We start from the raw sequence: 13,862 nt of genomic DNA, 5'->3' as shown, positions 1-13,862 counted from the left end.
CCAGCTGCTCCACCCCCAAGCCAACAGTCGTCCGGTGGCCAACCCCCACCGGGTCATTGAAAGAGAAGGAAGTAACGGCATGTCCGCTGCTCTCGACATGGTCAACCTCGCCGCCGGCGCCAAGGAGAACGTCGTCGGCAACGTCGCCTCGATCGGCTACGGTCTGGCCGCGATCGGCCCCGGCGTCGGCGTCGGCATCATCTTCGGTAACGGCACGCAGGCCCTCGCCCGCCAGCCCGAGGCCGCCGGCCTGATCCGCACCAACCAGATCATGGGCTTCGCGTTCTGTGAGGCGCTCGCCCTCATCGGCATCGTCATGGGCTTCGTCTACCAGTAAGCCGGACCGACAGCCCGAACCTTTTTTACGGAAGGCACTGATGTGAACGCTCTGCTTCTTGCGCAGGCGGAGGAGCCCCAGCCTCCTCTGATCCCGCATCTTGACGAGCTCGTCATCGGCCTGATCGCCTTCGTCATCGTCTTCGGCTTCCTCGCCAAGAAGCTCCTCCCGAACATCAACAAGGTTCTGGACGAGCGTCGCGAGGCCATCGAAGGCGGCATCGAGAAGGCCGAGTCGGCCCAGATCGAGGCCCAGAGTGTGCTGGAGCAGTACAAGGCCCAGCTCGCCGAGGCCCGCCACGAGGCCGCGCGTCTTCGCCAGGAGGCGACGGAGCAGGGCACCGCGATCATCCAGGAGATGAAGGCGGAAGGCCAGCGCCAGCGCGAGGAGATCATCGCGGCCGGACACACGCAGATCGAGGCCGACCGCAAGTCCGCGGCGACCTCGCTGCGCCAGGACGTGGGCAAGCTCGCCACCGACCTGGCCGGCAAGCTGGTCGGCGAGTCCCTGGAGGACCACGCCCGCCAGAGCCGCACGATCGACCGCTTCCTCGACGAGCTCGAGGAGAAGGCCGAGGCCGTCCGATGAACGGAGCGAGCCGCGAGGCACTGGCCGCCGCCCGTGAGTCCCTCGACGCGCTGACCGACAACACCTCGGTCGACGCTGCGAAGCTCGCCGGCGAGCTGGCGTCCGTCACCGCTCTGCTGGACCGCGAGGTGTCGCTGCGTCGGGTCCTGACCGACCCGGCGCAGGCGGGCGAGGCCAAGGCCGAGCTCGCCGGGCGTCTGCTCGGCGGTCAGGTGGGCGGGGAGACCGTCGACCTGGTGTCCGGCATGGTGCGTTCCCGCTGGTCGCAGTCGCGCGACCTGGTCGACGCGGCCGAGGAACTGGCGAACACCGCCGACCTCACCGCGGCGCAGCGGACCGGGGCGCTCGACGACGTCGAGGACGAGCTGTTCCGGTTCGGCCGGATCGTCTCCTCCAGCACCGGGCTCCGCTCGGCGCTGACGGACAAGGCCGCCACGGCGTCCGCCAAGAGCGAGCTGCTGCGCAGCCTGCTCGGCGGCAAGGCCACCCCGGCCACCGAGCGCCTGGTCGTCCGTCTCGTGACCCAGCCGCGTGGACGTAGCCTGGAAGCGGGACTCGAGTCCCTCTCCAAGCTCGCCGCGGCGCGCCGGGACCGGATGGTCGCGGTCGTCACCACGGCGGTCCCGCTGTCCGACGGGCAGAAGCAGCGCCTCGGTGCCGTCCTGGCCAAGCTGTACGGCCGCCAGATGCACCTGAACCTCGACGTGGACCCGACGGTCCTCGGCGGGATCGCCGTGCAGGTCGGCGATGAGGTCATCAACGGGACCATCGCGGAGCGCCTCGACGAGGCGACCCGGCGACTGGCCGGCTGACGGCAACAGCCACCAACTCAACACGCATGACCAGCGGCCCGGTTGGGCCGTGCAGAGATTGCAGAAGATTCCTGGGGGTCGGCCCCCAGACCCCTAAGAAACTTCGGGCCCAACAAGGAGAGCAGGGAACCCAGATGGCGGAGCTCACGATCCGGCCGGAGGAGATCCGGGACGCGCTGGAGAACTTTGTCCAGTCGTACCAGCCGGACGCGGCCTCGCGCGAGGAGGTCGGAACGGTCAGCCTGGCCGGCGACGGCATCGCGAAGGTGGAGGGCCTGCCCTCCGCCATGGCGAACGAGCTGCTGAAGTTCGAGGACGGCACCCTCGGTCTCGCCCTCAACCTCGAGGAGCGCGAGATCGGTGCGATCGTCCTCGGCGAGTTCAGCGGTATCGAGGAGGGCCAGCCGGTGCAGCGCACCGGTGAGGTGCTCTCCGTAGGTGTCGGCGAGGGCTACCTCGGCCGCGTTGTCGACCCGCTCGGCAACCCGATCGACGGCCTCGGCGAGATCGCGACCGAGGGCCGCCGCGCCCTCGAGCTGCAGGCGCCCGGCGTCATGCAGCGCAAGTCGGTCCACGAGCCGATGGAGACCGGCTACAAGGCCGTCGACGCCATGACCCCGGTCGGCCGCGGCCAGCGTCAGCTGGTCATCGGTGACCGTCAGACCGGCAAGACCGCGCTGTGCGTCGACACGATCATCAACCAGCGCGACAACTGGCGCTCGGGCGACGTGAACAAGCAGGTCCGCTGCATCTACGTCGCCGTCGGCCAGAAGGGCTCCACCATCGCGGCCGTGCGCGGCGCGCTGGAGGAGGCCGGTGCGCTCGAGTACACGACGATCGTCGCCGCCCCGGCGTCCGACCCGGCCGGCTTCAAGTACCTGGCGCCGTACACCGGCTCCGCCATCGGCCAGCACTGGATGTACCAGGGCAAGCACGTCCTGATCGTCTTCGACGACCTGTCGAAGCAGGCCGACGCCTACCGCGCCGTGTCGCTGCTGCTGCGCCGACCGCCGGGCCGTGAGGCATACCCGGGTGACGTCTTCTACCTGCACTCGCGCCTGCTGGAGCGCTGCGCGAAGCTGTCGGACGAGATGGGCGCGGGTTCGATGACCGGTCTCCCGATCGTCGAGACCAAGGCGAACGACGTGTCGGCGTTCATCCCGACCAACGTCATCTCCATCACCGACGGCCAGTGCTTCCTGGAGTCCGACCTGTTCAACGCCGGCCAGCGCCCGGCCCTGAACGTCGGTATCTCGGTCTCCCGTGTCGGTGGCTCCGCCCAGCACAAGGCGATGAAGCAGATCTCCGGTCGCCTCCGTGTGGACCTGGCCCAGTTCCGTGAGCTGGAGGCGTTCGCCGCCTTCGGTTCCGACCTGGACGCCGCGTCGAAGGCGCAGCTGGAGCGTGGTCAGCGCATGGTCGAGCTGCTCAAGCAGGCTCAGTACCAGCCGATGCCCACCGAGAACCAGGTCGTCTCCGTCTGGGCCGGCACCACCGGCAAGATGGACGACGTCCCGGTCGCCGACATCCGCCGCTTCGAGGCCGAGATGCTGGCGTACCTGCGCCAGAGCCACTCGGGCCTCATGAGCTCCATCCGTGAGGGCGGCAAGATGTCGGACGACACCCTCCAGGCCGTCGCCGACGCCATCGCGGAGTTCAAGAAGCAGTTCGAGACCTCTGACGGGAAGCTGCTGGGCGACGACGCTTCCGCTGCCGTCAACGTCTCGAAGTGACGACGGAAGGGACCTGACTCATGGGAGCGCAGCTCCGGGTCTACAAGCGTCGCATCAAATCCGTCACCGCGACGAAGAAGATCACCAAGGCGATGGAGATGATCGCCGCCTCGCGTGTCGTCAAGGCGCAGCGCAAGGTGCAGGCGTCGACCCCGTACGCGACCGAGCTGACCCGCGCGGTCACCGCGGTGGCCACGGGTGCGAACGACAGGCACCCGCTGACCACCGAGGCGGAGAACCCGACCCGTGCCGCGGTCCTGCTCCTCTCGAGCGACCGCGGTCTGGCCGGCGCGTTCAACTCCAACGCCATCAAGGCGGCGGAAGCGCTGACGAAGAAGCTGGAGGGCGAGGGACGCCAGGTCGACGTGTACGTCGTCGGCCGCCGCGGCATCGCGCACTACAACTTCCGTGAGCGCAAGCTGGCCGGCTCGTGGACCGGTTTCACGGACCAGCCGGAGTACGCGGACGCCAAGAAGATCGCGGCACCGCTGATCGAGGCGATCGAGAAGGACACGGCGGACGGCGGAGTGGACGAACTCCACATCGTCTACACCGAGTTCGTCTCGATGATGACGCAGACGGCGGTCGAGGCCCGGCTGCTGCCCCTCAGCCTCGACGAGGTGGCGAAGGAGGCGGGCGAGCAGGACACGCTCCGTCCGCTGTACGACTTCGAGCCGTCGGCGGAGGACGTCCTCGACGCCCTGCTGCCGCGCTACGTCGAGAGCCGGATCTACAACGCGCTGCTCCAGTCGGCTGCCTCCAAGCACGCCGCCACGCGTCGTGCGATGAAGTCGGCTACCGACAACGCGGGAGACTTGATCAACAACCTCTCCCGACTTGCCAACGCGGCCCGCCAGGCCGAAATCACCCAGGAAATCAGCGAGATCGTCGGTGGCACCGCAGCCCTGGCCGACGCGACCGCGGGGAGTGACAAGTAATGACGACCACTGTTGAGACGGCCGCCGCCACGGGCCGCGTCGCCCGGGTCATCGGCCCGGTCGTCGACGTGGAGTTCCCCGTCGACGCGATGCCGGAGATCTACAACGCGCTGAACGTCGAGGTTCCGGACCCGGCCGAGGAGGGCGCGACCAAGACGCTGACCCTCGAGGTCGCCCAGCACCTCGGTGACGGACTCGTCCGCACCATCTCCATGCAGCCCACCGACGGCCTGGTCCGCCAGGCCCCCGTGGTCAACACCGGCGACGGCATCACCGTGCCCGTCGGCGACGTCACCAAGGGTCGTGTGTTCAACACGCTCGGCCAGGTGCTGAACGACGACCCCTCCACGGTGGCCGACGCCCCGCGCTGGGCGATCCACCGCAAGGCCCCGGCCTTCGACCAGCTCGAGTCCAAGACCGAGATGTTCGAGACCGGCCTGAAGGTCGTCGACCTCCTCACCCCGTACGTCAAGGGTGGAAAGATCGGTCTGTTCGGTGGTGCCGGTGTCGGCAAGACCGTTCTGATCCAGGAGATGATCGTCCGTGTGGCCAAGCTGCACGACGGTGTGTCGGTCTTCGCGGGCGTCGGCGAGCGCACCCGTGAGGGCAACGACCTCATGGTCGAGATGGAGGAGGCCGGCGTTCTCGACAAGACCGCGCTGGTCTTCGGCCAGATGGACGAGCCCCCGGGCACCCGTCTGCGCGTGGCCCTGGCCGGTCTGACCATGGCGGAGTACTTCCGCGATGTGCAGAAGCAGGACGTGCTGTTCTTCATCGACAACATCTTCCGCTTCACGCAGGCCGGTTCCGAGGTCTCGACCCTGCTCGGCCGTATGCCCTCCGCGGTGGGTTACCAGCCGAACCTGGCCGACGAGATGGGTCTCCTCCAGGAGCGCATCACCTCGACCCGTGGTCACTCGATCACCTCGATGCAGGCGATCTACGTCCCCGCGGACGACCTGACCGACCCGGCTCCGGCCACCACCTTCGCCCACCTCGACGCGACGACGGTTCTCTCCCGTCCGATCTCCGAGAAGGGCATCTACCCGGCCGTGGACCCGCTGGACTCCACGTCCCGGATCCTGGACCCGCGCTACATCACGCAGGAGCACTACGACGCCGCCACGCGCGTCAAGGGGATCCTGCAGAAGTACAAGGACCTCCAGGACATCATCGCGATTCTCGGTATCGACGAGCTGAGCGAGGAGGACAAGCTCGTTGTCCACCGCGCCCGCCGTGTCGAGCGCTTCCTCTCCCAGAACACCCACGCGGCGAAGCAGTTCACCGGTGTGGACGGGTCGGACGTTCCGCTCGACGAGTCGATCGCCGCGTTCAACGCGATCTGCGACGGTGAGTACGACCACTTCCCCGAGCAGGCGTTCTTCATGTGCGGTGGCATCGAGGACCTCAAGGCCAACGCCAAGGAGCTCGGCGTCTCCTGAGCCCCGTGCTCTCCCGAGGGGGGCGGGTCGTCCCGCCCCCCTCTCCACGCCCATTAGAATTGACCCCAACACCCGGCACGACCGCCGGGTGGTGACCCGAGGAGCCACCCTTGGCTGCTGAGCTGCACGTCGAGCTGGTCGCCGCGGACCGGAGTGTCTGGTCCGGCGAGGCCACCCTGGTCATCGCGCGTACCACCTCCGGCGACATCGGCGTCATGCCCGGCCACCAGCCGCTGCTCGGTGTGCTGGAGTCGGGCCCGGTGACCATCCGTACGAGCGAGGGCAACACCGTCGTCGCCGCCGTACACGGTGGATTCATCTCGTTCGCCGACGACAAGCTGTCTCTGCTCGCGGAGATCGTCGAGCTTGCGGACGAGATCGACGCCCAGCGCGCCGAGCGCGCGCTGGAGCGCGCCAAGTCGGAATCGGACGCCGCCGCCGAGCGTCGCGCCGATGTCCGGCTGCGTGCGGTAGCGGTCCGCTAGCGGACCGCACCGAGAGTTGTGCCCTCAGCCGCGGCACGGCTGGAATTTCTCCAGACCGTGTCGCGGCTGAGGCGATGCAGATGCAGGTCGTATTCGGTTACGCCGGCGGGGCCGGTCACGGGACGCAGCGAGGAGGTCGGTGAAGATGTTCCTCGCTCTGCTCCTGAGCGGCCTGGTCGTCGCACTGGTGGTGATCGGACTCTTCGTCTTCGGCTTGCGCCGCAGACTGATCCAACGTGCCGGTGGCACCTTCGACTGTTCGCTGCGCTGGAACGTGCCGGACCCGCCTCCCGGCGGGGCCGGGGGGACACCCACCGGCAAGGGCTGGGTGTACGGCGTGGCCCGCTACAGCGGCGACCAGGTCTCGTGGTTCCGCGTCTTCTCCTACGCGCCGCGTCCGCGCCGTGTCCTGGAGCGTTCGGCGATCGAGGTCCTGGAGCGCCGGATGCCCGAGGGCGAGGAGGAGCTCGCGCTGCTCTCCGACGCCGTGATCCAGGGGTGCATGCACCGGGGCATCCGCCTCGAACTCGCCATGAGCGAGGACGCGCTCACCGGCTTCCTCGCCTGGCTGGAGGCCGCCCCGCCCGGACAGCGGGTCAACGTGGCCTGAGCGCCCGTCGCCCTCGGGGCGGACGGTGCCGGCTTCGACGTGCCCCGCCGCCCTCGCGGGCTTCTTCCTCCCCGTGACGCCCCTTCCCGCCCGCTCGCACACCGGCCCGGTACCACCGGGCCCCGTCGGCGTATGCCCGGGTGGGGTACCCGTACCGGGCCGGCTGAGAGCCTGTCGGGTGGCCTTCGGCCGAAGGCCACCCGACAGGCTCTGAGGAGGGACCGGTGCTCGTGGTCCGGCGGCCGTGGGCCCGGACACGCGGAAGCGGGGGACGGCGTGCTGCGCCGTCCCCCGCTCGGCCGTGGGCGCCCCGTGGGGTGCCCACGGCCGGGGACCGTCGTCCGGTTCCCGCCGGGCGCGCGGGTGCCGACCGGATCCGGACGTCAGTGCCGGGACCGGTGAGGTCCGCCCGGGGTGGACCTCACCGGGAGGGGCACTAGCTCAGTCCGCTGTTGATGGCGCCGACGAGCTCGCCGTTGCCGGTGTCACCGCTGAACTCCCAGAAGAACGCGCCGCCCAGCCCCTGGTTCTTCGCCCAGCTCATCTTGGACGTGACCGTGGCCGGGGTGTCGTAGCTCCACCAGTTGGTTCCGCAGTGCGCGTACGCGGTGCCGGCGATCGTGCCGGTCGTGGGGCAGGAGTTCTTCAGGACCTTGTAGTCCTCGATGCCCTGCTCGTAGGTGCCCGCCGCCGGGCCGGTCGCCGTGCCGCCCGGGGCGGACTGGGTGACGCCGGTCCAGCCGCGGCCGTAGAAGCCGATGCCGAGCAGCAGCTTGTTCGCGGGGACGCCCTTCGCCTTGAACTTGGCGATCGCCTCGGCAGAGTTGAAGCCCGACTGCGGAATCCCGGCGTAGGAGGTGAGCGGGGAATGGGGGGCCGTCGGGCCCTTCGCCGCCCAGGCGCCGAAGAAGTCGTACGTCATCACGTTGAACCAGTTCATGTACTGCGCGGCGCCCGCGTAGTCGGCGGCGTCGATCTTGCCGCCGGCCGAGGCGTCGGCCGTGACGGCCGCGGTGACCAGGTTGTTCGGACCGAACTTGGCCCGCATCGCCTGCATCATGTTCTTGAAGGAGGCCGCACCGCTGGTGTCGCAGGACAGGCCACAGGCGTTCGGGTACTCCCAGTCCAGGTCGATGCCGTCGAAGACATCGGCCCAGCGCGGGTCCTCGACCAGGTCATAGCAGGACTGGGCGAAGGCGGCCGGGTTCTGCATGGCCTGGCCGAAGCCGCCGGACCAGGTCCAGCCGCCGAAGGACCAGAGGATCTTGATGTTCGGGTACGCCTGCTTCAGCTTGCGCAGCTGGTTGAAGTTGCCGCGCAGCGGCTGGTCCCAGGTGTCGGCGACGCCGTCGACGGACTGGGCGGCGGTGTATGCCTTGTCGTAGTCGGCGTAGGCGTCACCGATGGTGCACTTCCCGCCGGTGACGTTGCCGAAGGCGTAGTTGATGTGGGTGAGCTTGGCGGCCGAGCCGGAGGTCACGATGTTCTTGACATGGTAATTACGGCCGTAGACACCCCAGTTGGTGAAGTATCCCATCTTGATGACGTTCGGCTGGGGGTCGCCCCCGCCGCCGCCCGTGGTGCGGACGGAGACCATGCCGCTGGCCGGGCCGGTCTGGTCGATGGTGTCGCGGGCCACGACCGTGTAGCCGTAGTCGGTGCCGGCGGTCAGACCCGTGTCGGTGTACGTCAGGCCGTTGACCGTGGCGACCGTGGCGCCGTCGCGCTTGACGTCGTAGTTCTTGACGCCCTTGTCGTCGGTGGCGGCGGTCCAGGTCAGCTTCACCGAGGTGTTGGTGACGTCCGACGCGGCGGGGGTGCCGGGCGCGGAGGGCGCGTCGTCGCCGGGCTGGGTGGACCCGTCGCACGAGGCCCCGTTGACCTTGCAGCCGCTCGGGGCGCCCGAGCCGCTGCCGTTGAAGCCGAAGGAGATGCTGGCGCCGGGGGCCAGGGAACCGTTCCAGCCCACGTTCTTGCCGGTCCAGTGGGTGCCGGAGCTGGTGACCGTGGCGTCCCAGGCGGAGGTGACGGAGGTGCCGGAGGGGTAGTCCCACTCCACGGCCCAGGAGGAGAGGGTGGTGGTGCCGGTGTTCTTCACCGTCCACTTTCCCTCGAAGCCCGAGCCCCAGTCGGAGACCTTGGTGTAGGTGGCGGTGGCCGAGGTGGCCGCCTCGGCGGGTGTGGCGAGGCCGACCATGGCGGCCAGGGGCAGGATCAGGGCGGTCAGACCGGCGGCGGCCCGGTGTCTGAACCCTGTTCTGCGCGTCGGTGCTTGAGTGCTCAACGGTGCTCCTCAAGTTGCGGACGGACAAGGTGGGGGTGGTCCGTGAACTGTGCGCGCGCCCCGCGAGCGTAGGAAGGTCTGGACCAATCGTCAAGAGGTCCAGACCAACCTCGGTGGGCTCGGACCCGCCTCCCGGACGACCGCCGTCAGCCGCCCAACTCCTGTGACAGCACGGCCGCTTGGACCCGCGAGCGCAGCTTCAGCTTCGCGAGCACCCGGCTGACGTGCGTCTTCACCGTCGCCTCCGCCATATCCAGCCGGACCGCGATCTCCGCGTTCGACAGCCCCTCGCCCAGCGTCGAGAGGACCTCCCGCTCCCGGCGCGTCAGCACGTCCAGTACGGACGGGTCGGGCGCGTCCGGCGCCCGAGCAGGCCGGCCCGGCGCGGCGAACTCGGCGATCAGACGCCGGGTCACGGCCGGCGCGATCACCCCTTCGCCGCCCGCCACCGTCCGTACCGCCTCGATCAGGTCCTTCGCCTCGGTGTTCTTCAGGAGGAAGCCCACCGCCCCGGCCCGTAGCGCTCCGAAGACGTACGCGTCGAGATCGAAGGTGGTCAGCACCAGGACTTCGGCGGACCCCTCCGAGACGATGAGCCCGGTCGCCGTCACCCCGTCCATCCGGGGCATCTGGACGTCCATCAGTACGAGGTCCGGGCGCAGTTCCCGGGCGAGTTCCACCGCCCGCTCCCCGTCCGCCGCCTCTCCGACCACCTCGATGTCCGGGGCGCTGCCGAGGATGAGGACGAGCCCCGCCCGTACCGCGCTCTGGTCCTCGGCCACCACGATCCGGATCGTCATGCGTCCGGTGTCCTCTCCTCGGCGGGCAACTCGGCCCGCACCTGCCAGGTCTTCGTTCCGTCCCCGTTCTCGACGGGCCCCGCCTCGAACCCGCCGCCGAGCAGCACCGCCCGCTCCCGCATGCCCACCAGGCCCGCGCCCGACCCGGGTGCGCGGGGGCCGAGGCGGTCGCCGAAGGGGCTGGTCACCCGTACCGTCAGCGCGCGTTCGTCGCGGGCGAGGGAGACGGCGACCGTGCCCGCCGGGGCGTGTTTGAGGGCGTTGGTCAAGGACTCCTGCACGATGCGGTACGCGGCGAGCTCGACCGGGGCCGGCAGCACCTCCGGGCCGGGGGCGGTCCGGACACGGGAGTCGTCGAGCGTGAAGGCCAGCCCGCTCGCCGCTCCGTTGGCGCGGGCCTGGGCGAGCAGCGCGCCGAGCCCGTCCAGGGTGGGCGCGGCGGCCGGCTCGGCGTCGCCGCCGCTGTCCCGCAGCAGACCGATCAGCCGACGCATCTCGGACAGCCCGTCGACACTGTTCCGCCGGATCACCGTCAGCGCCTGCCGGGTGGTCCCCGGTTCGTCGATCGAGAGCGCGGCCGTGGAGTGGATGGCGATGGCGGAGAGGTGGTTGGCCACCATGTCGTGCAGTTCGCGGGCCATCCGGGCGCGCTCGGCCGCTACCGCCTGGGCGCGGTCCATCTCGGCGAGCAGCGCGGTCTGTTCCGCACGCAGCCGGGCGGCGTCGGCGGCCTGCCGGTGATTGCGCACGACGGCGCCGGTGACGGCCGGCAGGAACGACACCATGCCCGTGACCAGGCCGATCAGCAGGGCGATCGCGTCCTGCAGCCAGGCGAGGAAGCCGACCGTGACGGCGATGGTGATCAGTCCGGTGGAGTACGGGATGCGCCGGGCGGAGGCGGGCGAGCCGTAGACCACGGACGCGTACACGACGTCGGTGAACATCAGCATGGTCAGGAGGCTGCCGTAGGTGAGCTGGTCGGCCACGAGCGCGAGCGTGCCGATGATCAGTGCGGCCCGCGGCAGGGTGCGACGCACGGCCTCCACGCAGGCCATGACGACCAGCGGGAGCAGGTTCACCCATCGGGCCCGAACCAGCGGATCGGCCTGGGTGTGCAGGCCGAAGGACCACAGCAGCAGGCCGCAGGCGAGACCGGCCGCGGCGATGAGCAGATCGTCGCGGTGTGGTCGGGTGAAGGTCACCGTCCCATCCAACACGCCCCGAGGGTGCCCGGCCTCGCCGCCCGGGGCGATCCGGGACTCCGCCGAAGGATGTAGGCGGACGTCGTCCACGGAGACGACGAGATACGGCGGCCCGGGCGGGAGTCTGGAAGGGAACCGGAGGGAGGAAGCCGTGATCGTCACGCTGATCGTGGTCTGCGAGGTCGGCTTCTGGGTCCTGCTGGCGGCCGGACTCGCCGCCCGCTATCCGCTCAGGATGCCCCGGACGGGGCTCGCCCTGCTGTTGTGCGAGCCGCTGCTGGAGGTCCTCCTGCTCGTCGTCACGGCGGTCGACCTGAGGAACGGCGCCGAGCCCAGCGGGAAGCACGGCCTGGCCGCGCTCTACATCGGCTACACGGTCGGCCATGGTCACCGCACCGTGCGCTGGCTCGACGGGCACGCCGCACACCGCTTCGGCGGAGCGCCACCGCCGGAAGGGCCCCCGCGCTACGGCATGGCCCGCGCCCGGCACGAGGGCCGGGTCTGGCTGGGATCGGTGGTGGCGGCGGCCGTCGCGAGCGGACTGCTGCTGCTCGCGATCGGGTACGTGGGGGACGATGGGGCCACCGCGCCGCTGTCGGACTGGATGTCCGTGGCCTGGCGGGTGACCGGTGTCCACGGCCTGATCGCGCTGACGTACGTGATCTGGCCGAAGAGGAAGCCGAAGGCCGCGGAGCGGGGGAGTGGCGAGGGCGGGACCTCCGACCGTACGGCCTGACCCCCGGCCGGCCGGGGCCCGCCAGGCGTCTGGGGGCGTGCGGGGCCGGCCAACGGCGCCTCTGCCCGCCGCACCGGCTCCTCTCCCGGCGCCGGCTAGCGTTCGCCGCCCGGGACCCAGAGCACGTCCCCGACCGTCTTGTTCGCCGTCCTGGCCAGGATGAACAGTAGGTCGGACAGCCGGTTGAGGTAGGTGGCGGTCAGGGGGTTCATCGTCTCGCCGTGCATCTCGATCGCCGCCCAGGTGGACCGCTCGGCCCGGCGGACCACCGTGCACGCCTGGTGCAGCAGCGCCGCGCCGGGCGTGCCGCCCGGCAGGATGAAGGAGCGGAGCTTGTCCAGCTCCGCGAGGAAACGGTCGCAGTCCGCCTCCAGCTTGTCGACGTACGACTGCTCCACCCGCAGTGGCGGGTACTCGGGGTTCTCGATCACCGGCGTGGCGAGGTCCGCACCCACGTCGAACAGGTCGTTCTGCACGCGGACGAGGACCTTCGCGACCTCCTCGTCGAGCTGTCCCAGCGCGAGGGCCGTTCCGATGACCGCGTTCGCCTCGTTGGCGTCGGCGTACGCCGAGATCCGCAGATCGGTCTTGGCGGTCCGGCTCATGTCGCCCAGCGCGGTGGTGCCCTGGTCGCCGGTACGGGTGTAGATGCGCGTCAGATTGACCATGGCCTCAGGGTAGTGCCGGGACGGCCGGTGCCCGTCGGCCGAGGTGCGCCGGGCGGACCGGGGGCCGGGGAGCCGCCGAGCCGGCGGCTCCGGCCGACGCCGCCCCCGCCCGGGTCGCGCCGTCCGGACCGGCGCGCCACCCCGACGGACCTGTCGTGAGTGTGACGTCCGTCAAACGGGGCGTGACGCGCATTACTTAGCGGTCACATCACGGCTCACGACCGCTAATCTCCGCCGGAGAGCAAGAGAAGTGAACAGGCGTTGAGGGGTGGAAGATCGTGGCCAGGAAGCTCGCCGTCATCGGGGCCGGACTCATGGGGTCCGGAATCGCGCAGGTCTCGGCCCAGGCGGGCTGGGACGTCGTCCTGCGTGACGTCACCGACGCCGCCCTCACCCGTGGCACCGACGGCATCAAGGCGTCGTACGACCGGTTCGTCGCCAAGGGCAAGCTGGACGCCGCCGACGCCGAGGCCGCTCTCGGTCGCATCACCGCCACCACCGAGCTGGAGGCCGTGGCCGACGCCGATATCGTCGTCGAGGCCGTCTTCGAGAAGCTCGAGGTCAAGCACGAGATCTTCCGCACCCTCGACAAGATCGCCAAGGAGGGTGCGGTCCTCGCCTCCAACACCTCCGCCATCCCGATCACCAAGATCGCCGCGGTGACGGAGCGCCCGGAGGCCGTCGTCGGCACACACTTCTTCTCGCCGGTCCCGATGATGCAGCTCTGCGAGCTCGTCCGCGGGTACAAGACCAGTGACGAAACCCTCGCCGCCGCACGGACGTTCGCCGAATCGGTCGGCAAGACCTGCATCGTCGTCAACCGCGACGTGGCCGGCTTCGTCACCACGCGGCTGATCTCCGCGCTCGTGGTCGAGGCGGCCAAGCTGTACGAATCCGGTGTGGCGACCGCCGAGGACATCGACATCGCCTGCAAGCTGGGGTTCGGCCACGCCATGGGGCCGCTCGCCACCGCCGACCTGACGGGTGTCGACATCCTCGTGAACGCCACGAGCAACATCTACACCGAGTGCCAGGACGAGAAGTTCGCCCCGCCGGAGCTGATGCGCCGGATGGTGGACGCGGGTGACATCGGCCGTAAGAGCGGGCAGGGCTTCTACGAGCACTGAGTCGGCTACGAGTCGGAACCGAGTTCTGTTCGGTCGGTTCACCATCACCCCACAGGGTGAATTCGGTATCAGTTCGCTTACAAGGCGCAACGCTTCTGCT

The 13,862-nt window shown here is 69.8% G+C and carries 14 protein-coding genes; 10 read left to right on the top strand and 4 right to left on the bottom strand.

Annotated features, from left to right (window positions below; genetic code table 11):
* Positions 1 to 79 precede the first annotated feature (79 nt).
* The 8 genes from atpE (at position 80) to OG393_RS08925 (ending at position 6,945) form a co-directional block, all read left to right on the top strand.
* The gene (atpE, locus tag OG393_RS08960; protein ID WP_093874070.1) at positions 80 to 337 is read left to right on the top strand and encodes an ATP synthase F0 subunit C; all 258 of its coding nucleotides are present in this window, start codon (positions 80 to 82) and stop codon (positions 335 to 337) included.
* Positions 338 to 379: 42 nt separating this feature from the next.
* Positions 380 to 925, top strand: coding sequence for a F0F1 ATP synthase subunit B (locus tag OG393_RS08955; RefSeq protein WP_327374101.1), 546 nt, complete (start codon positions 380 to 382; stop codon positions 923 to 925).
* Positions 922 to 1,737, top strand: a complete 816-nt coding sequence (locus tag OG393_RS08950) for a F0F1 ATP synthase subunit delta (protein ID WP_327374100.1) — start codon at positions 922 to 924, stop codon at positions 1,735 to 1,737. Before OG393_RS08955 ends, OG393_RS08950 begins: the two co-directional genes overlap by 4 nt.
* 134 nt (positions 1,738 to 1,871) lie before the next feature.
* The gene (atpA, locus tag OG393_RS08945) at positions 1,872 to 3,470 is read left to right on the top strand and encodes a F0F1 ATP synthase subunit alpha (RefSeq protein WP_327374099.1); all 1,599 of its coding nucleotides are present in this window, start codon (positions 1,872 to 1,874) and stop codon (positions 3,468 to 3,470) included.
* A 20-nt stretch (positions 3,471 to 3,490) separates the two neighbouring features.
* Positions 3,491 to 4,408, top strand: a complete 918-nt coding sequence (locus OG393_RS08940) for a F0F1 ATP synthase subunit gamma (protein ID WP_327374098.1) — start codon at positions 3,491 to 3,493, stop codon at positions 4,406 to 4,408.
* The gene (gene atpD, locus OG393_RS08935; protein WP_327374097.1) at positions 4,408 to 5,850 is read left to right on the top strand and encodes a F0F1 ATP synthase subunit beta; all 1,443 of its coding nucleotides are present in this window, start codon (positions 4,408 to 4,410) and stop codon (positions 5,848 to 5,850) included. Before OG393_RS08940 ends, atpD begins: the two co-directional genes overlap by 1 nt.
* Before the next feature lie 110 nt (positions 5,851 to 5,960).
* Complete coding sequence (locus tag OG393_RS08930) at positions 5,961 to 6,335, top strand: F0F1 ATP synthase subunit epsilon (protein ID WP_327374096.1); 375 nt, start codon at positions 5,961 to 5,963, stop codon at positions 6,333 to 6,335.
* 145 nt (positions 6,336 to 6,480) lie between these two features.
* The gene (locus OG393_RS08925) at positions 6,481 to 6,945 is read left to right on the top strand and encodes a DUF2550 domain-containing protein (protein ID WP_327374095.1); all 465 of its coding nucleotides are present in this window, start codon (positions 6,481 to 6,483) and stop codon (positions 6,943 to 6,945) included.
* Between the two features lie 436 nt (positions 6,946 to 7,381).
* Here OG393_RS08925 and OG393_RS08920 read toward each other — a convergent pair whose 3' ends face one another.
* The 3 genes from OG393_RS08920 to OG393_RS08910 all read right to left on the bottom strand — a co-directional run bounded on the left by OG393_RS08920 (position 7,382) and on the right by OG393_RS08910 (position 11,231).
* Positions 7,382 to 9,229: a glycosyl hydrolase family 18 protein gene (locus OG393_RS08920; protein WP_442817278.1), complete on the bottom strand. Its 1,848-nt coding sequence runs from the start codon at positions 9,227 to 9,229 to the stop codon at positions 7,382 to 7,384.
* A 146-nt stretch (positions 9,230 to 9,375) separates the two neighbouring features.
* Entirely contained in the window at positions 9,376 to 10,029 is a 654-nt protein-coding gene (locus OG393_RS08915; protein ID WP_327374094.1) for a response regulator transcription factor, read from the bottom strand.
* A complete protein-coding gene (locus OG393_RS08910) occupies positions 10,026 to 11,231 on the bottom strand; it encodes a sensor histidine kinase (RefSeq protein ID WP_327374093.1) in 1,206 nt (401 codons plus the stop codon). Before OG393_RS08910 ends, OG393_RS08915 begins: the two co-directional genes overlap by 4 nt.
* A gap of 151 nt (positions 11,232 to 11,382) precedes the next feature.
* Between OG393_RS08910 and OG393_RS08905 the strand changes: the two genes are divergently transcribed.
* Positions 11,383 to 11,967 (top strand): hypothetical protein, encoded by a 585-nt coding sequence (locus OG393_RS08905; protein ID WP_327374092.1) that lies wholly within the window; start codon positions 11,383 to 11,385, stop codon positions 11,965 to 11,967.
* A 95-nt stretch (positions 11,968 to 12,062) separates the two neighbouring features.
* Here OG393_RS08905 and OG393_RS08900 read toward each other — a convergent pair whose 3' ends face one another.
* The gene (locus OG393_RS08900; protein WP_327374091.1) at positions 12,063 to 12,635 is read right to left on the bottom strand and encodes a cob(I)yrinic acid a,c-diamide adenosyltransferase; all 573 of its coding nucleotides are present in this window, start codon (positions 12,633 to 12,635) and stop codon (positions 12,063 to 12,065) included.
* A gap of 278 nt (positions 12,636 to 12,913) precedes the next feature.
* Here OG393_RS08900 and OG393_RS08895 point away from each other — a divergent pair, with 278 nt between their 5' ends.
* Positions 12,914 to 13,762 carry a 3-hydroxyacyl-CoA dehydrogenase family protein gene (locus tag OG393_RS08895; protein WP_327374090.1) on the top strand — a complete coding sequence of 283 codons (849 nt, stop codon included), beginning with the start codon at positions 12,914 to 12,916 and terminating at the stop codon, positions 13,760 to 13,762.
* Positions 13,763 to 13,862 lie beyond the last annotated feature (100 nt).

Origin of the sequence: Streptomyces sp. NBC_01216 (genome assembly GCF_035994945.1) — a bacterium.
GTDB lineage: Bacteria > Actinomycetota > Actinomycetes > Streptomycetales > Streptomycetaceae > Streptomyces.
Note: the sequence above shows the minus strand (reverse complement) of the source record. Positions and strands in the feature narration are given on the sequence as shown.